This is a genomic window from Emticicia aquatilis (assembly GCF_014644295.1).
GTDB lineage: Bacteria > Bacteroidota > Bacteroidia > Cytophagales > Spirosomataceae > Emticicia > Emticicia aquatilis.
On the sequence record NZ_BMKK01000004.1, the window covers coordinates 388,467 to 409,671 of the forward strand.

Genomic DNA, 21,205 nt, shown 5'->3' on the forward strand with positions numbered 1-21,205 from the left:
TTTTTAAAATTACTAATATTATTTGAATGATATAATTACTTCTGACTGTTTGATATTTCCGAACGGAATGGCAACTGGCACAATTTCTTCGTTTTTCTTACGCTTTTTGTCTTCAATAACTGTGATTTGCTCGGCTTCTACGGTTTCCAATACTCCTTTTATTTCGGTTCCATCATTTTGGATAACCTTCAGGCTGCGTCCAATATTCTTACGGTACATCCTCTCTGATTTCAGCGGAAAATCTACTCCTGGAGACGATACTTCAAGCGTATATTTTTCGGGCATCATTTCGTCAATATCAGTACCTAATTGACGGCTAATAGCTGTACATTCATCAATTTTGATACCTTCATCGGAGTCAAGCAGAATCGTAACTTTACTGTGTACTTTCGATAACGATACTTTTATATCAACAATAAAAAATTTATCATTTTCGAGTAAAGGCTCTAAAAGTTGCTCTATTTTCTGTTTTACTTCGGTATTGGTATTCATATTTTGGTTACTGGCAATTATGTCGGTTACTGGTAAACTGTTTTTTTTAATCAGTAGGCAAATCGGCCGAAAAACCGTATAATATTACTACTTATTGTTAATTATGAAACAAGTTTACAAGAAAAAAAGGAGGGCTTCGCTCCTCCTTTTTCACAATTCTAACGCAAATATAGACAATTTTTAAATATTTTACAAATTTTAGCAGATAATAACGTTGTATCTTTATAAAGTTTTATTCAAAACGGCGAAGTTTTTTCTTTGATAGCTCATAAGCAACAATAGCAGGTACATAAAATGTAATATCAGCGGCAAATTTTGCTAAAATTACTCCCAAAGAAACATCATTTAGCCAAACAGGTAAATAATACATCAGGGTTGGTCTTACGAACAAACTATCGAAAAACTCAGCAACTCCAAACTCTACAAATAATGCTCGAATATTCTGACCAAAGATTTTTAAAGTATATGGCTTATTTTTGTACGCTAATGCACGATTTGTTTGGAAAATATCAGTTAAAAGAATTGTTCCGAAATAACCAATATTACCAATCCAAGTACCTACCAAAGCAGTTGTGAGATTACTCTTTGTGAGTTTATAGGTAAAAACAGAAGAAGCAAGTGTCAGAATAATTGAAATTATTTCGGCAGGTAAATATCTTTTTATCCATTCGAAGACTTTGTTTTTCATAAACAGATTAAATGTTGAAGTCACAAATCTCGTTTATTTTATGCTTTCAAACGAACTTAAATTTCAGTTTATCTGCTTTTTTAGTGCATATGTTTCAGAAAGTCGAGTTTAGGTAGTAATTTTAGGCATAGAAATTGCCCCAACCCAACAATGCAGTTAATTAGAGAAATAATTAAACGTTTTTTGTTCTTCCTGAATATATTGCTTGCAATTTATACTTTATTGGTATATCAGTTGAGCTATTCGGTAAGCGTAAAACATTGGTTGGCGGGATTCTTAATGATGTCGATGCCTTTTGTTTTATTGGCCAACGGCATTTTTATGCTTATTTGGGCAATAAGATTATCTCCACGTGCATTTTTCTCTTTGGTTTTATTACTTATCGGTATTCCCTTTATATTACGTACAATTACATGGCATAACATTGATAGCCGTGATACCCGCAAAGGATTTAGTGTAATGAGCTATAATATGATGTGGTGCGATGCTGTTACGTACGTGCATGAGCATGATACAACCAATGCGATTAATCTTGTAAAAAAGGCAGTCGATATAGATGCTGATATTAAATGTTTACAGGAATTATACAACTGGGACGATTTTCCGCAGTTTAGAACAATCAAGAAATTTAGAGGAACTCATAAATACTATACGTATGTTCATTCAACCCCTGGAAATGACCGTGGACAAGGCGAAATAGGACTGGCTATATTCTCTAAATATCCAATTATAAGAAAACAAGAAAAACACTGGTCGATAAATCATAATGGCTTGCTATCGGCTGATATTGTGATAAAACGAGATACGATTCGAGTCATAAACGTACAATTACGCTCAATGGGTGTACGTGTGCAGAAAGTAATTGAAGCCAAAGAAGACAAAGAATTAGCAAAAAAAGAAGCAAAAACGATTTATCATCAGCTTAGAGGAGGTTTTGAGGATAGAGCGATTCAGGTAAAAGAACTGGAGAAATGGATTGAAGAAAGCCCTTATCCTGTGATGGTTTGCGGAGATTTAAACGAGTTACCGTATGGTTTTGCCTACGGAAAAATTAGACAATATTTAAGAAATAGTTTTGAAGACGCTGGTCGAGGTTTTGGCTTTACTTATCATAGACAACCAGGTTTTTTGAGAATCGATAATCTATTTTATGATGACAAGAAAATTGAGGTAAAGCGTTTTAAAACTTTTTCAGAAACCCCTTATTCTGACCACTATCCGATTTGGGGAGAATATTTAATTTTGAATGATTGAATGATACAATAAGTGAATTTATAAGAACATACCTTAAAAACTATCCACCTTTATTCTGAAAGGTTAAAATTATTGTCTTTACTCTATCATTCAATCATTCTATCAATCATTCATTATTTTAAAGCATGGAGAAAATTTATCAGATTGCCTTATCGAATGTCGATGGAGTAGGAAGTGTTTTTTTTAGACAACTTATTAGTTATTGTGGCTCGGCTGAAAACGTTTTTAAAGCAAAAACTGACAAATTACTCAAAATTTCAGGGGTTGGTAAAACTGTTATTGAAGGCTTAAAAAAGAAAGAATTACTTAACGATGCCGAAAAAACGCTCAAAGAAGCTGAATCTGAAAACGTTCAACTTTTCTTTTCTACTGATAAAAATTATCCATCTCGCTTGAAGCCACTTTATGATGCTCCTGCTGTACTTTACTATAAAGGAAGTGCCGCATTAGAGCATTTTCGCTCAATAGGAATAGTCGGTACTCGCCAAGCAACTGATTATGGTAAAAAAGTAACCGAAAACATTGTTGAGCAATCAAAATCATACAATCCATTGATTGTGAGTGGATTGGCTTACGGAATTGATATTACTGCACATAAAGCGGCTATTGATTTTGGTTTACCTACGATTGCAGTGATGGCATCTGGAATTGATGTTATATATCCAGCACAACATGAAAAATATATCGACCAAATTATAGCCAACGGTGGTATTATTTCAGAACATTCGTTTGGAAAGCAACCTATCAGAAATATGTTTTTAGCACGCAATAGAATCATTGCCGGACTAAGTGATGCTTCTATTGTGACAGAATCAGCGGCTAAAGGTGGGGCAATGGTCACAGCTGAATTTGCAAATAATTACCATCGACAAGTTTTTGCAGTTCCGGGTGGATTAGCCAATAAAACATCGGAAGGATGTAATAAATTAATTCAACAAAATAAAGCGAATATTTACACCAAAATTGAAGACCTTGTTGAAGCCCTTAACTGGGATTTAGACTCAAACCCTGATAATGTAAAATTCAAGAAAAACGATATTGATTTAAGTATATTCACCGAAGAAGAAGCTCAAGTGATTTCGCACCTACGCACGCACGGCGAAATGCAGATTGACGAACTAAGTTGGCAAACACAAATCCCACTCAACAGATTGGCTTCACTCCTACTTAATCTCGAATTTCAAGGAATTATTAAGGCTATGCCTGGAAAAAAATTTGGACTAAAGTAGTGTTAAATTTCATTTTCACCCAAACGTTTTATAAGCAATCTGCGTTTATATGACTGTGGTCATTGTTTATTATCAGTCAATTAGCGGCAAAGTGAAATCTCGTCTAAAATTTATTTTCGTATTTCTAACACTCAGTGTAGTTTTCGTTTCGTGCTTTAGTAGATGGATTCTTACCGAAAAAGAATTAAAAGCACATTACTCAAATAGAATTTCAAAACCACTTTATCATATCATCGAAAATGATTCTACTAAACTTCATTTTGTAACGTTTGGTATTGATACTGCTCAACCTGTTCTATTTATTCATGGAGCCCCCGGTTCGTGGGATGGCTACATCAATTTACTTGATGATAGTTTACTACAACATAATTTTCATTTAATTTCAGTTGACCGCCCAGGTTATGGAAAATCTCAAAAACGTCCTAAAAAGAAAGTTTACAGCTTAGAAGAACAAGCCAGAAGCATTATTTTGGCTCTCAAAAGTAATCATTCTAACAAAAAAGCAATTATTATTGGGCGTTCGTACGGAGCTCCTGTAGCAGCTAAGTTGGCAGCGATGTTTCCCGATAAAATCGAAAAAATTGTACTGCTTTCGCCTGCTATCGATCCCGATACCGAGAAATTTTGGTGGTTTTCTAAATTTGGTAAAATTTTCTTGGTGCGTTGGTTTTTACCCGAACGCATGAACACTGCTACTGATGAAAAATACGCACACATAAAAGAGTTGAAAATACTTAAAAATGATTGGAAAAAAATTCAGTCAGATGTGACAGTGATGGCCGGCGGAAAAGATTGGATTGTGGATACAACAAATTTTTCGTTCGCAAAAAAGATGCTTATCGGAAAAAATGCTAAATTTATATTTATTCCTGAATCTGGCCACTTGATTTCAAGTTCAAGACCCGATTTGGTGAAAAAAGAAATATTTAAGTAGTTCACTATAGTCGATGTTCAATAGTAAATACTGTGGACTATTGACTACTGAGCGTGGACTAAAAAAACTAACCATTAACCAATCTTCTTCAACATCATGAAGCAACTCTTTATTTTATGCTCTTTTGTTAGTGTGAGTATTTTTGCCCAATCGCCCAAAGACAAAATGCTCGAAAGTATCGGTAAAAAAGAAATGTATTATGGCGGAATTGCCAAACAAATCTGGAATTATGCCGAAGTAGGTTATCAAGAAACAAAAAGTTCGGCACTTTTGCAGGAAACTCTTAGCAAAGAAGGTTTTAAAATCGAAAAAGGTGTAGCGGGAATTCCTACGGCCTTTACGGCAACTTTTGGCGAAGGAAAGCCAGTTATCGGTATCTTAGGAGAATTTGATGCACTTCCAGGATTATCACAAGATTCAACTGCCGACCAAAAATCAGTTGGCGGAATTGCTGGCCACGCTTGCGGACACCATTTATTTGGCACAGCATCGGCAGCGGCCGCAATTGCTGTAAAAGAATACATGAAAGCCAATAATATCAAAGGAACAATTCGTTTTTACGGAACACCTGCCGAAGAAGGTGGCTCTGGAAAAGTTTATATGGTTCGTGAAGGACTTTTTAACGATGTTGACGCTGTGGTTCATTGGCACCCAAGTGCATCGAATAGTGCGAGTTTTGGTACTTCTTTGGCCAATAAATCTGGAAAATTCCGTTTTTATGGCGTTTCGGCTCATGCAGCGGCTTCACCCGAAAAAGGTCGTTCAGCTCTCGACGGTGTCGAGGCAATGGATAATATGGTAAATATGCTCCGTGAACACGTGCCTTCTGATACTCGTATTCATTATGTAATTACGAATGGCGGAAAAGCACCAAATGTTGTGCCTGATTTTGCTGAGGTTTATTATTATGCTCGTAGTCCACGCAGAACCGATGTAATGGATGTTTGGTCGAGAATCGAAAATGCTGCCAAAGGTGCAGCCATGGGAACTGGCACTCGTGTTGACTGGGAATTGACTGGCGGAACTTATGAATTATTGCCCAACGAAACGCTTGCAAAGGTTATGCACGCAAATTTGACGAAAGTTGGTGGCTTGACATACACGGCCGAAGAAAAAGCATTTGCGGAAAAAATCGGTAAAAGCTTGGGTATTGAAAGTGTGAAATTTGAAGATGGAACTGGTGTAAAACCTTTGGCTGCTGAAAAAGGTGGCGGTGGCTCAACTGACGTTGGTGATGTAAGTTGGACAGTTCCGACTGTTGGCTTAACAACTGCCACTTGGGTTCCTGGCACGCCTGCCCATAGCTGGCAAGCAGTTGCGGCTGGTGGCATGAGTATCGGAAGAAAAGGTATGGTAAATGCCGCAAAAACAATGGCTTTGACTGTGACTGACCTTTTTGAAAGTCCGCAAACATTGAAAGATGCAAAAGCAGAGTTTGAAAAAGCTCGTGGTACAAAAGAATTCAAATACCAAGCAATGGTTGGCGATAGAAAACCTGCTTTAGATTATAGGAAATAAAACCCCTAACCGAAACATCGGACTGCCCCTAATGGGGAATATAAAATAGTGTGATAGGCAATCAAATCTATCGCACTATTTTTTTTAGTTTTTCGTTAATTCGCAGCTCGCTCATTTTTTCTTCTATCTTTCTCATTATCAGGCCATTTGGCTGTTTTTCTCGGCAAATCACATCATAACCTTTGGGTGTAAAAAGTGTTTTTTCAAAGTAAATAATTGCCCAGTTTTCCGTAGTATCTAAGTATAAAACCTGCCATTTACTGGATAAAAGTGAGAGTAAGCCGTTACCTCGCCATTCAAACGAAGTATTTTCAGTATTCAAAGGCTTATCAAAACCATTGATTGATTTGGTTCGACCATTTTGAGTGTATTTCACTTCATCAGCCAATCCCATAACTCCATCTCTTTCAGCTACCTTGTAATTGAAAGTCGGATTGGTCTTATCACCTTTCAACCACATCGGAAAATTCGATAAAATTATATGCCATTTCCCTTCGAGGGCTTGTAAATTAATCTTTTCGTTAGCCATTTGTTCTAAATTTTTCTATTAAAAAATGATTTATTTCCCTCGCCATTCTTTTGGTGTTATGTTTTTATGCTTTCTGAATAATTTATTAAAATACGGAACATCACCAAAGCCACTCTCAAATGCTACCTGCTGAATTGGTAAGTCGGTTTTGTTGAGCAACTGACAGGCATATTGCAATCTAAATTCAATTAAAACCTCAACAAAAGTTTTCTTAGTAATATTTTTGAAATAACGACAAAACGAAGTAGGCGATAAATCAGCAATATTGGCAATTTGTTCGAGGGTGATTTCTTCTTTAAAATTTTCAATCAAATACGAAAAAACCTTTTGAAAACGTGCCGTCTCCGATTGATTATACTGATGCTCGAAAAAGAAATCATCGATTGTTATAATTTCAGTTGAATGACTCAGTATATCGAAGATTTCTAATAAGCCAGCGATTTTTTGTAAGGCAGTTTTATGCTGTAACGCTACTATCCTTTCGGTGAGAATCTCTTTTGTTTTACCAATAATTTCAAAACCAGATTTCGATTTTTCTAAAAAAGCTTGTACTTTTTTCATTTCGGGTAATTCAACTATTCCTTTTCCTAAGAATAAGTCACCGAACTGTATCACAATGGCCGAAGCATTTTCATTCTCGATGGCTTGGTTAATCCAGCAATGTGGCAGATTTGCTCCTAAAAAAACTAAATCTCCTGCAAAAAACTCATGTACTTGTTGCCCAACGTAGCGTTGCCCCTCTCCTTTCAAAACTAAGGTCAATTCATACTCTGGATGAAAATGAAACGGAGCATCGAATTTAGGCACATCGAATTTTCGGAAAATAAATGAACTTGATTGTTCGGTATTTAATTGCTCAAAAACTGCTTTCATAGTTTCATTTTTGCATTCTTCGACTCAATTTCCAATAATCATGATAATATAAGACAATTATATGAAAAAAAACTCAAATCACTCTAAATAAAATTTATTCAACTTTGCATCAAATCTATCTTAATAAATCTAAGCAATGAAAAGTCTATTAAACGAAACTTATCAGCTTCCAGTCGAAGCAATTGAGTTTTATCAAAAAAATCGCTATATCAAGCTAAAAAATGTATTAGATGCTGAAACATTGGCCTATTACGGCGAGGCAATTACCCGAAAAGTAAACGAAATCAATAAACAAGATAAGCCGCTCGACCAAAGAGATACTTACGGCAAAGCATTTTTACAGATTTTTAACCTCTGGCGAGAAGACGAAACCTGCAAAGAGTTTGTTTTGAGCAAACGTTTGGGTCAAATTGCCGCCGAATTGATGCAAGCCGATGGTGCAAGACTTTACCACGACCAAGCCCTTTTTAAAGAAGCTGGAGGTGGCATTACACCGTGGCACGCCGACCAGTATTACTGGCCACTTAGCACAGACAAAACCGTTACGGCTTGGATTCCGTTGCAACCCGTTCCGCTCGAAATGGGGCCTTTGGAATTTAGTGCGGGTAGCCACGCCATTGTTGAGGGTCGTGAACTGGCCATCAGCGACGATAGCGAGCAAAAAATTCAGCAAAAACTACGAGTAACCGACTTTAAGCATGTAATTGAGCCGTACGATTTGGGCGAAGTAAGTTTCCATTCGGGTTGGGTTTTCCACCGTGCAGGTGCAAATAATACCGACCAAATCCGCAAGGTGATGACGATGATTTATATGGACAGAGACATGATTTTAAAAGAGCCAGAAAACGAAAATCAGAAAAAAGACTGGGAAGTGTGGTGTCCTGGAGCGAAAGTCGGTGAAGTGATTGATACTTATCTGAACCCCGTAATTTACAGCAAATGATACATTGTAAAGCCGCAGTTGCTGATGGAAAAGGCAGTTTTTCCATTCAAGAAATATCAGTTGCCGAACCACAAGGCGATGAGGTTTTGGTAGAAATCAAAGCAGCTGGAGTTTGCCATACAGACTGGGACTCTCAGTCGTGGGGTAAGCCTTTGGTCATGGGCCACGAAGGAGCAGGAATTGTAAAGCAAGTCGGGGCAAACGTAAAATCGCTCAAAGTTGGCGATAAAGTGATGCTCAATTGGGCGATACCGTGCTATGAATGCTTTCAGTGCCAAGAAGGCAACCAGCACATTTGCGAACGAAACTCGGCCGTAACGGCAGGCAATAAAGTAAGCGAAGGCCACGCCACTTTAGCTTCTACTACTTTTAATAATAATCCAATCGAACGAGCTTTTAGCCTCGGAACGATGTCGGAATACACGCTCGTTCGAGAATCTGCTTGTGTGAAAATGCACGTCGAAATACCATTTTCGTCAGCGGCTATTGTGGGTTGTGGTGTAATGACTGGCTATGGTTCAGTAGTAAATGCCGCCAAAGTAAAATCGGGTAGTTCGGTAGTGGTTTTAGGTACGGGAGGCGTTGGCTTGAATGTGATTCAAGGAGCGAGAATTTCGGGTGCTGGGAAAATCATTGCCGTAGATATTAATCCATTACGACTCGAAATGGCGAAAGAATATGGTGCAACGCACACTGTTTTAGCAGAAAAAAACGATAAAGGCTTGACCGAAGCCGCCAAAGTTGTAAAATCTATGACAAACGGACGAGGAGCTGATTATGCCTTTGAGTGTACGGCTATTCCTGAACTTGGGGCTGCTCCGTTGGCGATGGTTCGCAATGCAGGCATGGCCGTGCAAGTGAGCGGTATCGAACAAGAAATCTTAATTGATATGAATTTATTTGAATGGGACAAAATTTACATCAATCCACTCTACGGTAAAACTCGTCCGCAAATTGATTTCCCGATTTTACAAGACCTCTACGCCAAAGGCGAATTGATTTTGGATAAAATGGTTACTCGAACGTATTCTCTCGATGATTTACCAAATGCCTTTGCCGATATGCACGCAGGCCGAAACGCCAAAGGGGTTATTGTGTTTTGAGGAATTAATGAAAAGCAAAATGAAGAAAATAAATCAATTACTCATAATTTTTATAATTCTGAGTGGGAAAAGCCTATTGGCTCAATCGCCCAAACAAGAACTAAAACCATTTACATTTGGTGCCATAAAGCCCACTGGCTGGCTCAAAACACAAATGCAAAAAGACCTAAATGGATTTGTAGGAAACTTAGACAGTTTGATTCCCAAACTCATCAACGACCCTATTTATAGCTCGGCCAGATTGCAAAAACAAAGCAAGGCGAAAGACTTGGGAAACCTAAAATCAGGAGATGCCGAGGGCGATGAGCAGTATAAATGGTGGAATAGCGAAACGCAGTCTAACTGGTGGGATGGCTTTATCAGAAATGCGTTTTTGTTAGAAGATAAACAAGCCATAGCGAAGGTAGAAAAGCACGTAGAAAACATCTTAGCAACACAAGATGCTGATGGATATTTAGGCATTTATGATAAGGAGCTTCGCTATAAATTTCAAGCAGAAAATGGTGAATTATGGGCAAAAACAACACTTTATCGTGGACTTTTGGCTTATTATGAATACACCAAAAATCCAAAGGTACTTTCGGCTGTGGTAAAAGCGGTCGAAAACCTCATGCAAAATTATCCGATTAATGCTTCTCGTCCTTTTTATGCAGGGAGCGGTTTTTCGGGTGGAGTTGGACACGGTCTTACTTTTACCGATGTCTTGGATAGACTATATTTTCTTACAAAAGACAAAAAATATTTAGACTATGCGACATTCTTGTACGAAGATTTTTCAAATAATCATGCTTCCGAAAAAGATGCTCAACTCAAAAATATTTTAGACCCAAGCTACAAATTGCAGTCGCACGGTGTACATTCTTACGAACACATGCGTCCGCTGATAGTTGCGGCTTTTTCGAGCAATTCACCGACGATTCAGAAAGCATTATCCGTTTATTTGTCAAGAATCCAAAAAGTAACCACACTTACGGGCGGTGCAACAGGCGACGAATGGATTTGGAGACAGCAAGCAGATGCTACACATACGGGTTACGAATTTTGTTCATTGCACGAATTGATGGATAGCTACGCTCTTATGCTACAAAAAACTGGTGACATGGCTTATGCCGACAAGATTGAGAATATTTTTTTCAATGCTGCACAAGGTGCAAGACACCCCGAATTATCGTCGATTGCCTATTTAAAAACCGATAATTCCTACGAAATGCTGGGAACAAAAAACGGTGAGGTTGAACCCAATCGAAAGCAAACTCGGTATAAATATTCACCTGTCCATCAAGATGTGGCCGTATGTTGTGTGCCGAATGCGGGGCGTATTTCGCCTTATTTCTTACAAAATGCTTGGTTTAAGCAGTCAGAAACTACACTTGTGGCGGCTTTGCTTCTGCCAAATGTTTTTTCGACAGACCTCAACGGTAATAATTTGGTAATTGAGAATCAGACCGAATATCCAAACAAAAATCAATTTGCATTCAATATCAAATTAGATTCCCCGCAGACACTTACAATCAAAATCAGAAAACCGACTTGGGCAACTGCTATAAAAACGCAAGAAAAGTATCGTATCGAAGGAGATTTTATTGTTTTCAAGCAATTATTCAAAAAAACTGACCAAATAAAATTGGCATTTGAAACAAAAGTTCGGGTACTTCAAGATGCCAACGGAGAACATTGTTTCGCTTACGGTGCATTGATTTATGCCCTGCCGATTGAACACATCGAAGAAAAAGGTCGAAAATATGCCGAAGGCTTCGAGGATACTATGTATAGACCAACTAAAAACGAGCGATATGTTTTTGACCAACAACACAAGGCAACATTTAGCAATGGTTTTATCAATGTCAATCTGAAAAACAAGGCTACCAACAAGCTACAATCATTGCGATTACTCCCGATGAATAAAACTATTTTAAGGCAAGTAAACTTTTAAACTAAGATGAATTCTAAATTTTTCACCACCGAAAAAGCCACTTTTCAAGGCTTAGATTTCATTACAGTCAAGAGTAATACCTTAAAACAACGTACCGATATTACAGTTTTTACTCCGCCAAATTTAGATGAGTCGGCAACTCCGCTCGTTATTTTGTTGCATGGTGTTTATGGCAGTCATTGGGCATGGACGATGAAGGGGAATGCCCACATAACCACTCAAAAACTCATAGAAACTGAGCAAATAAAACCCATGATTTTGGCGATGCCTTCTGATGGACTCTATGCCGATGGCAGCGGTTATGTTCCACATCAAACCGCTGATTATGAACGTTGGATTGTGGAAGACTTGGTTGAAGTGATGAAAGAGCAGTACGCACAAATAACTGACGAATCGCCCATTTTTATTTCTGGTCTTTCGATGGGCGGATTTGGAGCTTTGCGTTTGGGGGCGAAATATCCGACCGTATTCAAGGCTTTTTCTGGGCTTTCATCTATCACTCATTTTAATCAAATCGGAGAATTTGTGTCTGATTTTGAGCAATTAAAGCAAGATGCCTTAGAACAAGATGGTGTTTTAGAATGGGTTTTGAGAAATAATGAAATCATCCCCCCTTTTCGATTTGACTGCGGAACTGATGATATTTTGATAGAATACAACCGCCAATTACACCTTGAACTTAATAATCACGGAATAACACATACTTATGAAGAATTTTCGGGCGGCCATACTTGGGAATATTGGACAGAGCATCTTGCTGAAACATTGTTGTTTTTTAATAAGCAATTAGTCTGAAAATTACTTTTACTACTACCAAAAACAAAAAAAGCAAGAGAAAATCTCTTGCTTTTTCCAACCTAAACCTAATAAATTCTAATGACAAAACGGAATATTTGATAAATCAATATTCTGCTTAATAATATGTGGGAACGAAATAATTAAGCCTCTAAAAATTAACCATAATCCGATTAATGAATACGTAATCGGAATTAGTTTTGGCAACTTTGCCCCGAAGGTTTTTCTGAGCCACGTTGCACCTAAACTCACTCCCAACATCATCGGTAAAGTGCCGATACCGAATAAAAACATGAATAACATTCCATCGGTAAGGGCCTCAGTGAGAAATGCTCCGCTTAATGCGGCATAAACTAACCCACAAGGCAAAAAACCATTCAGAATACCAAAAGAAAACTGCGTTGCGAGAGAGTGTTTCTTGAATAATTTTGACAATGATGCTTTGATATAATTTGTAAATTTGAACACATAACTATTCAAACTTATTTTTTGTTGCCAAGACTTCGGCAAAAATACACCTACTAAAATCAATCCTCCCAAAAGTATTGAAAGCGACTTTTGCGAAACAAAATAGGTAGTGCTTTCTCCGATAAAACCTACTAAAAGTCCAAGCACTGCATAAGTCATTATTCTTCCCCCGTTATATAATACTCTGCCCATAATAAACTTCCAGCGTTTGGAAGTATCGGCTGGCAAAATCATAGCGATTGGTCCACACATACCAACGCAGTGCAAACTACCAATAAAGCCCATTATGAATGCTGAGTAAAACATATTTTTAGACAAAAGATTTTAGACAAAAGACAAGAGATTTCAAAAAAGAGAAAGTATTTCAAAAAAATCTTTTGTCTCTTGTCTAATATCTTACATCTTACTATAAGGTCATTTTTTCTTCTTTGTAATATCCTTTGCCGTCTTTATTCCATGTGACTTTTACTACCCACAAACCACGGTCAAGTTTCGACACTGGTATTGATTGATTCTCGACACTGGCAATATTAAGTTTCACAGCGAAATCCTTTCGAGCATCTGATGGACGATAGAAATTAATTTCACCAGTTGAGCCGATAGATTCTTTTGGAAAATCTAAATTTACAACTTGCTTGTCAGTCTGATAATTGAATTTCAATTCTGACGAAAGCTGATTGGTATTATTCATTTTGTCGATATTATCTTGGTACGCTAATTCCTTCTGATAATAATCCTGACTAACCAAATGTATATCGTCTTGTTGGAGGCATTTCCAAACCAAAAAGCCCATAAAACCGACAAAACTTAAATAAACGATTGCTATTTTTTTTCCCCAGTTCATTTTATTGAAATTTTGAATGATAGAATGAGTGAATGATAGAGTAATAAAACAGAGGAATATTCACTCATTCTATCATTGACTCATTCAAAATTTATTTACTCTGCTGGCCCTAAGAAGTTGGTTTTTACGGTTTCTACGAGCGTATTACCGTTGTAAACTTCAATTTTTAGTGGCGTTTTTATATCAGTAACTTTATTTTTGGGCATGTCTAAGAAAAATACGGCGTCAGCTCGGCCCTGCATTGGTACATTGAGTTTTCCACCTTGAATTCTGATAACACCTTTGTTTTCAGCTACTTTGAGCGTTAATTGTATCGGCTCTGATGTTTTATTAATAAATTGTACGTTGTACAAATTACTGATAATACCATTGGGTTGTTCTTGATACATTTGCCCCGGCACACGCATAATGGTAGTTTCAACCATCGTTCGGCTCAATAATAAATATGCTTCAACTCCGATTAAAAGCAATAACACAACTGAGTAAGCATAAGCTCTAATCGACATCTTAAACGGCGTGCGTTTTTCGATACTTTCTTGTGATGCGTATTTGATAAGCCCCGTTGGTTTATCAATTTTTATCATTACTTCATCGCAAGCATCAATACACGCCGTACAGTTTACACATTCAAGTTGAGTTCCGTTGCGAATATCAATACCCGTTGGACAAACCTGCACGCATAAGGCACAGTCTATACAGTCTCCGTGTTTTACGCCATTTACTTTTTCTGGGCTTTTAGTCAATTTTCCTCTTGGTTCTCCACGAACAAAATCATACATGATTGCCATTGTACTACGACCCATTAAAACACCTTGCAGACGTCCGTACGGACAAATAGCTATACAAACTTGCTCACGTAGGCGAGTAAAAACGAAGTAAAATAATCCAGTAAAAACAATGATTCCGATAAACCCTGACCAGTGTTTGGCAGGTGAAACAGTGACGATACTGATGGTTTCTTCAATTCCGATGATATAGGCCATTGTGAAGTGAGCAATAATCACCGAAAAGAGAATATATATAAAATGCTTGAGTGTCTTTTTCCTAATTTTTTCGGCAGTCCATGGGCTACTATCAAGCTTTTGTTGTTGACGAGCGTCTCCTTCAATCCAGTATTCGATTTTACGGAAAATCATTTCCAAAAAAACGGTTTGTGGACAAGCCCAACCACACCAAAAACGGCCATAAACTACTGTGAATAAGATGATAAATACAAAAAATGTAATCATCCCTAAGCCAAACAACACAAAATCTTGTGGAAAGAAAGCCTGACCGAAAATCACAAACTTTCTATCAAAGATATTCATCATCAATAACGGTTGTCCGTTGATTTTGATGAAAGGTACTGAGAAGAATATCGTTAGAAAAACGATGGTGGCAATAATGCGTTTGTTATGAAAACTTCCTTTTGGTTTCTTTGGATGTAACCAAATTCGCTTCCCATTTTTATCAACCGTGGCAATGGTATCACGGTACTCTTCATCATAAAAGTCCGAAATATTGGGTGCTGTTGTATTCATTAGTTCTTATAGAGGTTCGGCACTGCGTTTGAAAGCCGAATATTAACCAAGCCTTCCCCAGTCGAGGAAGGCTTGGGAGAATTTTATTTTGTTGCGGTCGAATCAGCCGCTACTTTTTCTCCTTGTGGAGCTTTGGCATTGGCCGGATTCGTTCCTTTTATCGACACGATGTAGTTGGCTACATCTTGAATCTCATTAGGCTTTAAGGTTGCCTTCCAAGCAATCATACCTTTTTCGGGAACACCGTTTTTGATGGTTTTGAAAATATCATTGATAGTTCCACCGTGCAACCAGTATTCGTCAGTAAGGTTTGGTCCTACGCCACCTTCGCCAGCTGCTCCGTGGCACGCCACGCATTTTCCAGTAAAGATTTCTTTTCCTTTTGCCACAACCTTCGCATCAGAAACCAATAATTTTACCGTTTTCTCGTCAATACTATTGGCGTTTTTGGCTTGGTATTCTTCAATTTGTTTTTGAGCTACTGCTACTTCTTGCGTATATTCTTCTTCTTGAAGCGGACTCGACGCCCAAACGTGATAATCGAGCATATAAATTACTGCAAAAACAATAGTTGCATAGAAGAGGTATTTCCACCAAGGTGGAAGGTGATTATCCAACTCCCTGATACCATCATAGTTGTGGTTCAATAAAATAACTTCTTCTTTTTCGAGTGGCACTGCTCCTGTAAGGCCTTTCCACCATGTGTTGAAGCTAAACGCTTCGATAACTTTTCCACTTCGCTCAGCATCTATTTGCTTTAATGCACGAAAGATTCCGAACACCACAAATAAGATAACAATTGCGAAAATGACGAGAATTACCAATATCAAGAATAGAATAAGTTCATCTCCTGTTTTGAATGATAAGTTCATTTATGACAATTTTTAAGGATTGATAATGTATTTTTAGTCGATGGTCCACGGACAATAGTCGATACTTAGTCCAGACCTCTATCCTTGAAAACCTATTTTTCAGAATCGAAAGGAAGGTTTTCCATGTGTTTTACATATTTTTTGTCGGCTTTAAAAACCCAAATTCCAAGAGCCGTAAAGAATACCATAAAGACTATTAGCGAAAAGATGGGATAAATTGAAACCCCTTCGATGCTATTTAATGCGTTCTTAAACATAATTTTATTTGTTTATTAGTCCACTGTCGATAGTCCACAGATTTGTTTGCTATTGACCGTGGACAGTGGACTATCGACTAAAGTCATTTTACTGCTGTTTGTTCTTTTTTGATGTCAGTACCCATACGTTGCAAGTAAGCAATGAGGGCAATGATTTCACGGTCACCTTTGGTTTTGATTTTGGCATCGGCCAACGATTTCACAATTCCTTCGGCTTGAGCCTCAGCATTGGCAATGGCTTCGTCTTCAAAACCTTCTGGGTAAGGCACACCTAACTTACGCATCACACCGATTTTATCAGGAATCAAATTTTTGTTGTATTTATCTGATAATAACCACGGGTAAGTTGGCATAATCGAACCTGGCGACATTGTTTGTGGGTCCATCATGTGGTTGTAGTGCCAGCTATCTGGGTATTTACCACCAACACGGTGCAAATCTGGACCAGTACGCTTAGAACCCCATTGGAACGGGTGGTCGTAAACAAACTCACCTGCTTTTGAGTATTCTCCGTAACGCTCGGTTTCAGAACGGAATGGACGAATCATTTGAGAGTGACAAGTGTAACAACCTTCACGGATATAAATATCACGGCCTTCGAGTTCGAGTGGTGTGTATGGTTTTACCGATGCGATTGTCGGAATGTTAGATTCAACCAACCATGTCGGTACGAACTCAACAATACCTCCAATAATTACGGCAACTAAAGACAACACCATAAAAATCACTGGTTTACGCTCAAGAGATGCGTGCCATCCTTCACCTGAGATTCTAACATTTTTAACCAACGCAGGAGCTTCATCGTATTCGTCAGCTACAAAACTTCCTTGTCCAGCAGTTTTTATTAAGTTATAAATCATGATGAAAGTACCGAGCAAGTAAATCAAACCACCGAATGCACGCATGGCATAAAGCGGAATCAACTGAGTTACGGTTTCTAAGAAGTTTGGATAAGCCAAGAAACCTTCTTTTGTAAACTCTTTCCACATCAAACTTTGCGTAAAACCAGCCCAGTACATTGGCAAGGTCCAGAACAAAATACCGAGTGTACCCATCCAAAAGTGCGTATTTGCCAATGATAAAGAGTAGATTTTGGTCTTCCACATTCTTGGTACTAACCAATAGAGCATACCAAAAATCATGAATCCGTTCCAACCTAAACCACCTACGTGAACGTGAGCAATTGTCCAGTCAGTAAAGTGCGAAATCGCATTTACGTTTTTCAAAGAGAGCAATGGGCCTTCAAAAGTAGCCATACCATAAGCAGTAACAGCAACTACGAAGAATTTAAGAACTGGGTCTTCACGAACTCTATCCCAAGCACCACGGAGTGTCAAGAGACCATTCAACATACCACCCCAAGATGGAGCAATGAGCATAATCGAGAACACAGTACCCAAACTTTGAGCCCAATCAGGCAACGAAGAATAAAGTAAGTGGTGAGGCCCAGCCCAGATGTATAGGAAAATAAGTGACCAAAAGTGAATGATTGACAATTTATAAGAGAAAACTGGTCGGTTGGCCGCTTTAGGCATGAAATAATACATCAAACCTAAGAATGGAGTTGTTAAGAAAAACGCAACCGCATTATGTCCGTACCACCATTGTACAAGGGCATCTTGCACACCAGCGTAGATTGAGTAACTCTTGGTCCAAGTAAGAGGTAATTCCAAAGAGTTTACGATATGAAGCATGGCAACCGTGATGAATGTAGCGATATAAAACCAAACAGCTACATACATATGGCGTTCACGACGCTTGATGATTGTACCAATCATATTGATACCAAAAACAACCCACACCAATGCAATCGCAATATCAATTGGCCATTCGAGTTCGGCATATTCTTTTGATGTTGTGATTCCCAGCGGAAGTGTGATTGCCGCAGATAAGATAATTAATTGCCAGCCCCAGAAGTGAACCCAACTCAATGTTTTATTAAACATCGGTGTTTTCAATAAGCGTGGCAATGAGTAATAAATACCCCCAAACATAGCATTACCAACAAAAGCGAAGATAATAGCGTTGGTGTGAAGTGGGCGAATACGTCCGAATGTAGTAAACGGAATGCCGAGATTGGCTGATGGCCAAAACAACTGAGTAGCTGCTGTAAGACCCACCAACATACCGACAACTCCGAAGATTACGGAAGCAATCATAAAGGCTTTTACTACTTTATTGTCGTAATAAAACCCTTCTAATGCACCCCCACCCCCTGAATGAGAGTCATTACTAAAAAAAGGTTTGGCAAATAATCGCATAAGATTTGGTTTATGGTAGATAGTAAAAAACTGAGGTATGAGACTTGAGATATGAGAATCATTAATTCGTTCTAAATTCTGCACTCTTAATTCTTAATCCTGTAATATCATGGCGTAAAATTACAAGCAGACCCCAGTCAAAAACATGACTGAGGTCTGAAGGAAACATGATTAAAATCATATAATCAATTGAGCGATTGGGCAGGCTCATAAGTAGCTATAAAATTGCGAAAACGGTACTTTGTTTCTCTATAATCAGACTCAAAGTATTTCATTTCTTCATTCAAATAAGCTCTATCTTTTCGTTGTTCGCCATCTAAAATATTATCAGCCATTACTCCCTGAGCTATTTCTTTTTCGACAACTGTCAATTCTTCGAGCAAGCGTTTAGTTAATCGTTGAAAATGATGAAACTGCTTCACAAATTCGGCCACAATCAACGAATCATGCGATTGAGCGATGGTTTTTGTTTTATATTCATCTAAGGTTTTCAGGAAAAAAGTAGCTTCTTGTGCAACTAATTCGAGTTCATTCCGCCAGAGTTTATGCTCAAAATGAGCATGATTCAATTGGTGCATTTTAGAAGTTGTCATTTCAGTTTTATGTTTAAAAAAGTGAGGTAGATTTTGGCCTACCTCACTTAAAGTTTTGTTGTAAATAAAAAACGGGGTTAGGTAATCATTAGAAGGTAACTATCTCGGCTTCATTGATAAATGGAGCAGCCACTTCATCATAAATACTGAGTAGCGGAACTGAAGGATGATACGCAAATTTTCGAGTAACACTACGATTAAAGATTACATCCAAGAAAGAGTGATGACGAGACACCATCACGAGCAAATCGGCACGATGAATATCCAAAAACTCTTTGATACCTTTCTCTACATCCGAATTTTTGATGTAATAATCATTGACCTTTACATCATTGAAATAATTATGGTATTCGTATTTTGCCAAACCATCTAACTCATCAGCCGATTGATTATCTTTCAAAACCGTTAGGAGTGTCAACTGGGCATCTTTGCGAGCAAGCAAATCTTTTAGGTTATCAAAAACTTTTAAATCGCTCACTTGATTATAGTCAACGGCCATGACCACATTTTTGAGCGGACTAATCACAGCATTCGCTGGAATAACAAGCGTATTGGCCGAAACATTACGCACTACATCGGTAGCAACACTGCCAAAAAACAGATTATTCCCTGCCCCACTCGCTCCCAAAACCACCAAATCGTATTGATGCGTTTGGTTCAAAATCTCAATAGCACTGGCCGCCGAAACTGGCATATATTCAGTCTTGAATGTGTGAAACGATTCATTATCAAATTGCTTCAAACCTTTCAGAAATTTCTCCATCAGATTTTCAGCATTTATTTTCAGGTCGTCCAAAACATACATGGCTATTTCGGGTTGAGTATTGGTTGTATAGGTATTCAACAACGTAAACTCGCAGGCTGTATCATTAAACATTGCCAAAGCATAGTGAATGGCTCTTTCTGATGCTTTAGAGAAATCGGTTGGAAGCAGAATCTTTTTCATGGTGAATGCTATTTTTAGATTGATGCAACAAATCTAAACTACAAGCATTTCATAAAGCATGACCAGCATTTGAGACAAATATGAGAGTTATCAGTTTGTGAAACTTTTGCCTAAAAAACACGCTTAACAATCTCATTATTAAGGATTTTCGCAATTTCTTGAGCAGAAAACTCAAGCTTCAAACCTTTTGGTTGTCCGACAACATCTTCAAGTAGATAAACAACAATTTTGGCATTTCCTCCTGTTTGGTTTTCAATGCCAATTTGGCGGTCGAAAGCCTTCCAATCAGAAATTAATTTCAGATGGCGTTGAGCAACTTTATCTTCGATTGCTTTAAAGAAAAGTTTTTGAGAAAGTGCATCTTGCTTAAAAATATCCGATTCGAGAAGAAAGCGTTTTTGTTTTAAATCATAGATTTCCCAATCCTGGGTTTCACAACATGGAGTTTCGTAAGTTTTACAATTTCCTGCTTTCTGAAAAAATCCGAGAAGGTCGTTCTGAACGGCCGTGACATAAGTCATTTTGTAGAAATAATGAAACGATGCAATATCAAGACATTCATGGTCACCATCGCACGTCCCGAAAAACGTCATTCCCGATAGCCAATCATTGACATAATTTTGAGCCGTAGTATCACTCAAACCGCTCACAACTGCATGGCTGGTTTCCCATCTGCAGTCAAATTCTTTATAATATTCGGTGTATTTTACGTTTTTGACCAAAATTGATGCATTTTTATTCTTGAAGATTTGAGTTTCGGGAACATTCAAAAAGGCACTGTGCTGTTGTGCCGATGTATCCGAGTAAGAAAAAAATAGCACTAACATCATAGTGGTTAGTGCTATCGTGTAAACGCACTTCGAACCTGTTTGTTTCATAAATAGCCTTGATTTATGAAACAAAAGTCTTCAAAAGCCGAACAAAATATATTGAGAAATATCACTGATAAAGATGACCTTACTCATCTTTCTTAATTTTTGCTTCGGGACTCTGAACAGGGTTATCGAACAACATTCTGACCGATGGCGTGTAAGTATCGTCGTACTGTCCATCTTTGGTTGCCCAAATAAATGCTCCTAAAAAACCGCCTGCGACCACAATAGCGGCTACGGCTAAAAATAAGATAATGCTCATAGTTGTATTTATTGTAGAA

22 protein-coding genes are annotated in these 21,205 nt (G+C 38.0%); 8 read left to right on the forward strand and 14 right to left on the reverse strand.

The genetic code is table 11. The annotated features are described in order from the left end of the window. Positions 1-18: 18 nt before the first annotated feature. On the reverse strand, positions 19-492 hold the full coding sequence (gene rimP / locus IEX65_RS11835) for a ribosome maturation factor RimP (protein ID WP_188766275.1): 474 nt from the start codon (positions 490-492) through the stop codon (positions 19-21). Between the two features lie 232 nt (positions 493-724). Next, complete coding sequence (locus IEX65_RS11840; protein ID WP_188766276.1) at positions 725-1,180, reverse strand: hypothetical protein; 456 nt, start codon at positions 1,178-1,180, stop codon at positions 725-727. Between the two features lie 150 nt (positions 1,181-1,330). Between IEX65_RS11840 and IEX65_RS11845 the strand changes: the two genes are divergently transcribed. The 4 genes from IEX65_RS11845 (at position 1,331) to IEX65_RS11860 (ending at position 6,115) form a co-directional block, all read left to right on the forward strand. Continuing rightward, complete coding sequence (locus IEX65_RS11845) at positions 1,331-2,434, forward strand: endonuclease/exonuclease/phosphatase family protein (protein ID WP_188766277.1); 1,104 nt, start codon at positions 1,331-1,333, stop codon at positions 2,432-2,434. Positions 2,435-2,559: 125 nt separating this feature from the next. Continuing rightward, entirely contained in the window at positions 2,560-3,663 is a 1,104-nt protein-coding gene (gene dprA / locus IEX65_RS11850) for a DNA-processing protein DprA (RefSeq protein ID WP_188766278.1), read from the forward strand. A gap of 49 nt (positions 3,664-3,712) precedes the next feature. Then, the gene (locus IEX65_RS11855; RefSeq protein ID WP_229250643.1) at positions 3,713-4,597 is read left to right on the forward strand and encodes an alpha/beta fold hydrolase; all 885 of its coding nucleotides are present in this window, start codon (positions 3,713-3,715) and stop codon (positions 4,595-4,597) included. A 96-nt stretch (positions 4,598-4,693) separates the two neighbouring features. Continuing rightward, positions 4,694-6,115, forward strand: coding sequence for an amidohydrolase (locus IEX65_RS11860; protein WP_188766279.1), 1,422 nt, complete (start codon positions 4,694-4,696; stop codon positions 6,113-6,115). A 67-nt stretch (positions 6,116-6,182) separates the two neighbouring features. On the opposite strand, the gene IEX65_RS11865 is transcribed toward IEX65_RS11860, so the two are convergent. Both IEX65_RS11865 and IEX65_RS11870 read right to left on the reverse strand, forming a co-directional pair. Then, positions 6,183-6,644 (reverse strand): hypothetical protein, encoded by a 462-nt coding sequence (locus IEX65_RS11865; RefSeq protein ID WP_188766280.1) that lies wholly within the window; start codon positions 6,642-6,644, stop codon positions 6,183-6,185. Between the two features lie 30 nt (positions 6,645-6,674). Beyond that, positions 6,675-7,517: an AraC family transcriptional regulator gene (locus IEX65_RS11870; protein ID WP_188766281.1), complete on the reverse strand. Its 843-nt coding sequence runs from the start codon at positions 7,515-7,517 to the stop codon at positions 6,675-6,677. Between the two features lie 136 nt (positions 7,518-7,653). On the opposite strand from IEX65_RS11870, the gene IEX65_RS11875 reads away from it, so the two are divergent. The 4 genes from IEX65_RS11875 to IEX65_RS11890 are packed head-to-tail and all read left to right on the forward strand — an operon-like array spanning position 7,654 to position 12,291. Next, the gene (locus tag IEX65_RS11875) at positions 7,654-8,460 is read left to right on the forward strand and encodes a phytanoyl-CoA dioxygenase family protein (RefSeq protein ID WP_188766282.1); all 807 of its coding nucleotides are present in this window, start codon (positions 7,654-7,656) and stop codon (positions 8,458-8,460) included. Next, positions 8,457-9,563 (forward strand): alcohol dehydrogenase catalytic domain-containing protein, encoded by a 1,107-nt coding sequence (locus IEX65_RS11880; protein ID WP_188766283.1) that lies wholly within the window; start codon positions 8,457-8,459, stop codon positions 9,561-9,563. The genes IEX65_RS11875 and IEX65_RS11880 overlap by 4 nt, the downstream gene beginning before the upstream one ends. A gap of 19 nt (positions 9,564-9,582) precedes the next feature. Beyond that, positions 9,583-11,496: a beta-L-arabinofuranosidase domain-containing protein gene (locus tag IEX65_RS11885; protein WP_188766284.1), complete on the forward strand. Its 1,914-nt coding sequence runs from the start codon at positions 9,583-9,585 to the stop codon at positions 11,494-11,496. A gap of 6 nt (positions 11,497-11,502) precedes the next feature. Beyond that, positions 11,503-12,291, forward strand: a complete 789-nt coding sequence (locus IEX65_RS11890; protein WP_188766285.1) for an alpha/beta hydrolase — start codon at positions 11,503-11,505, stop codon at positions 12,289-12,291. Positions 12,292-12,369: 78 nt separating this feature from the next. On the opposite strand, the gene IEX65_RS11895 is transcribed toward IEX65_RS11890, so the two are convergent. The 10 genes from IEX65_RS11895 to ccoS form a co-directional block, all read right to left on the reverse strand. Beyond that, entirely contained in the window at positions 12,370-13,065 is a 696-nt protein-coding gene (locus IEX65_RS11895; protein ID WP_188766286.1) for a sulfite exporter TauE/SafE family protein, read from the reverse strand. A 100-nt stretch (positions 13,066-13,165) separates the two neighbouring features. Beyond that, on the reverse strand, positions 13,166-13,603 hold the full coding sequence (locus tag IEX65_RS11900; RefSeq protein ID WP_188766287.1) for a FixH family protein: 438 nt from the start codon (positions 13,601-13,603) through the stop codon (positions 13,166-13,168). Positions 13,604-13,698: 95 nt separating this feature from the next. Further along, a complete protein-coding gene (ccoG, locus tag IEX65_RS11905) occupies positions 13,699-15,123 on the reverse strand; it encodes a cytochrome c oxidase accessory protein CcoG (RefSeq protein ID WP_188766288.1) in 1,425 nt (474 codons plus the stop codon). An 83-nt stretch (positions 15,124-15,206) separates the two neighbouring features. After that, positions 15,207-15,995, reverse strand: a complete 789-nt coding sequence (locus tag IEX65_RS11910) for a cbb3-type cytochrome c oxidase N-terminal domain-containing protein (protein ID WP_188766289.1) — start codon at positions 15,993-15,995, stop codon at positions 15,207-15,209. A gap of 92 nt (positions 15,996-16,087) precedes the next feature. After that, entirely contained in the window at positions 16,088-16,252 is a 165-nt protein-coding gene (locus tag IEX65_RS11915) for a CcoQ/FixQ family Cbb3-type cytochrome c oxidase assembly chaperone (RefSeq protein WP_188766290.1), read from the reverse strand. 83 nt (positions 16,253-16,335) lie between these two features. After that, complete coding sequence (gene ccoN / locus IEX65_RS11920; protein WP_188766291.1) at positions 16,336-18,513, reverse strand: cytochrome-c oxidase, cbb3-type subunit I; 2,178 nt, start codon at positions 18,511-18,513, stop codon at positions 16,336-16,338. A 185-nt stretch (positions 18,514-18,698) separates the two neighbouring features. Beyond that, positions 18,699-19,106 carry a hypothetical protein gene (locus IEX65_RS11925; RefSeq protein WP_188766292.1) on the reverse strand — a complete coding sequence of 136 codons (408 nt, stop codon included), beginning with the start codon at positions 19,104-19,106 and terminating at the stop codon, positions 18,699-18,701. An 88-nt stretch (positions 19,107-19,194) separates the two neighbouring features. Then, positions 19,195-20,052 carry a universal stress protein gene (locus IEX65_RS11930; protein ID WP_188766293.1) on the reverse strand — a complete coding sequence of 286 codons (858 nt, stop codon included), beginning with the start codon at positions 20,050-20,052 and terminating at the stop codon, positions 19,195-19,197. 110 nt (positions 20,053-20,162) lie between these two features. Further along, on the reverse strand, positions 20,163-20,930 hold the full coding sequence (locus IEX65_RS11935; RefSeq protein ID WP_188766294.1) for a hypothetical protein: 768 nt from the start codon (positions 20,928-20,930) through the stop codon (positions 20,163-20,165). Between the two features lie 79 nt (positions 20,931-21,009). Further along, positions 21,010-21,186 carry a cbb3-type cytochrome oxidase assembly protein CcoS gene (gene ccoS / locus IEX65_RS11940; protein ID WP_188766295.1) on the reverse strand — a complete coding sequence of 59 codons (177 nt, stop codon included), beginning with the start codon at positions 21,184-21,186 and terminating at the stop codon, positions 21,010-21,012. Between the last annotated feature and the right edge of the window lie 19 nt (positions 21,187-21,205).

Coding starts and splice junctions, on each gene's coding strand:
- IEX65_RS11900 (WP_188766287.1), bottom strand. CDS start 13,603: ATGAACTGGGGAAAAAAAATAGCAATCGTTTATTTAAGTTTTGTCGGT.
- IEX65_RS11925 (WP_188766292.1), bottom strand. CDS start 19,106: ATGACAACTTCTAAAATGCACCAATTGAATCATGCTCATTTTGAGCAT.
- IEX65_RS11915 (WP_188766290.1), bottom strand. CDS start 16,252: ATGTTTAAGAACGCATTAAATAGCATCGAAGGGGTTTCAATTTATCCC.
- IEX65_RS11890 (WP_188766285.1), top strand. CDS start 11,503: ATGAATTCTAAATTTTTCACCACCGAAAAAGCCACTTTTCAAGGCTTA.
- IEX65_RS11895 (WP_188766286.1), bottom strand. CDS start 13,065: ATGTTTTACTCAGCATTCATAATGGGCTTTATTGGTAGTTTGCACTGC.
- IEX65_RS11860 (WP_188766279.1), top strand. CDS start 4,694: ATGAAGCAACTCTTTATTTTATGCTCTTTTGTTAGTGTGAGTATTTTT.
- IEX65_RS11880 (WP_188766283.1), top strand. CDS start 8,457: ATGATACATTGTAAAGCCGCAGTTGCTGATGGAAAAGGCAGTTTTTCC.
- IEX65_RS11910 (WP_188766289.1), bottom strand. CDS start 15,995: ATGAACTTATCATTCAAAACAGGAGATGAACTTATTCTATTCTTGATA.
- IEX65_RS11885 (WP_188766284.1), top strand. CDS start 9,583: ATGAAGAAAATAAATCAATTACTCATAATTTTTATAATTCTGAGTGGG.
- ccoS (WP_188766295.1), bottom strand. CDS start 21,186: ATGAGCATTATCTTATTTTTAGCCGTAGCCGCTATTGTGGTCGCAGGC.
- ccoN (WP_188766291.1), bottom strand. CDS start 18,513: ATGCGATTATTTGCCAAACCTTTTTTTAGTAATGACTCTCATTCAGGG.
- ccoG (WP_188766288.1), bottom strand. CDS start 15,123: ATGAATACAACAGCACCCAATATTTCGGACTTTTATGATGAAGAGTAC.
- IEX65_RS11930 (WP_188766293.1), bottom strand. CDS start 20,052: ATGAAAAAGATTCTGCTTCCAACCGATTTCTCTAAAGCATCAGAAAGA.
- IEX65_RS11875 (WP_188766282.1), top strand. CDS start 7,654: ATGAAAAGTCTATTAAACGAAACTTATCAGCTTCCAGTCGAAGCAATT.
- dprA (WP_188766278.1), top strand. CDS start 2,560: ATGGAGAAAATTTATCAGATTGCCTTATCGAATGTCGATGGAGTAGGA.
- IEX65_RS11870 (WP_188766281.1), bottom strand. CDS start 7,517: ATGAAAGCAGTTTTTGAGCAATTAAATACCGAACAATCAAGTTCATTT.
- IEX65_RS11935 (WP_188766294.1), bottom strand. CDS start 20,930: ATGAAACAAACAGGTTCGAAGTGCGTTTACACGATAGCACTAACCACT.
- IEX65_RS11840 (WP_188766276.1), bottom strand. CDS start 1,180: ATGAAAAACAAAGTCTTCGAATGGATAAAAAGATATTTACCTGCCGAA.
- IEX65_RS11855 (WP_229250643.1), top strand. CDS start 3,713: ATGACTGTGGTCATTGTTTATTATCAGTCAATTAGCGGCAAAGTGAAA.
- IEX65_RS11865 (WP_188766280.1), bottom strand. CDS start 6,644: ATGGCTAACGAAAAGATTAATTTACAAGCCCTCGAAGGGAAATGGCAT.
- rimP (WP_188766275.1), bottom strand. CDS start 492: ATGAATACCAATACCGAAGTAAAACAGAAAATAGAGCAACTTTTAGAG.
- IEX65_RS11845 (WP_188766277.1), top strand. CDS start 1,331: ATGCAGTTAATTAGAGAAATAATTAAACGTTTTTTGTTCTTCCTGAAT.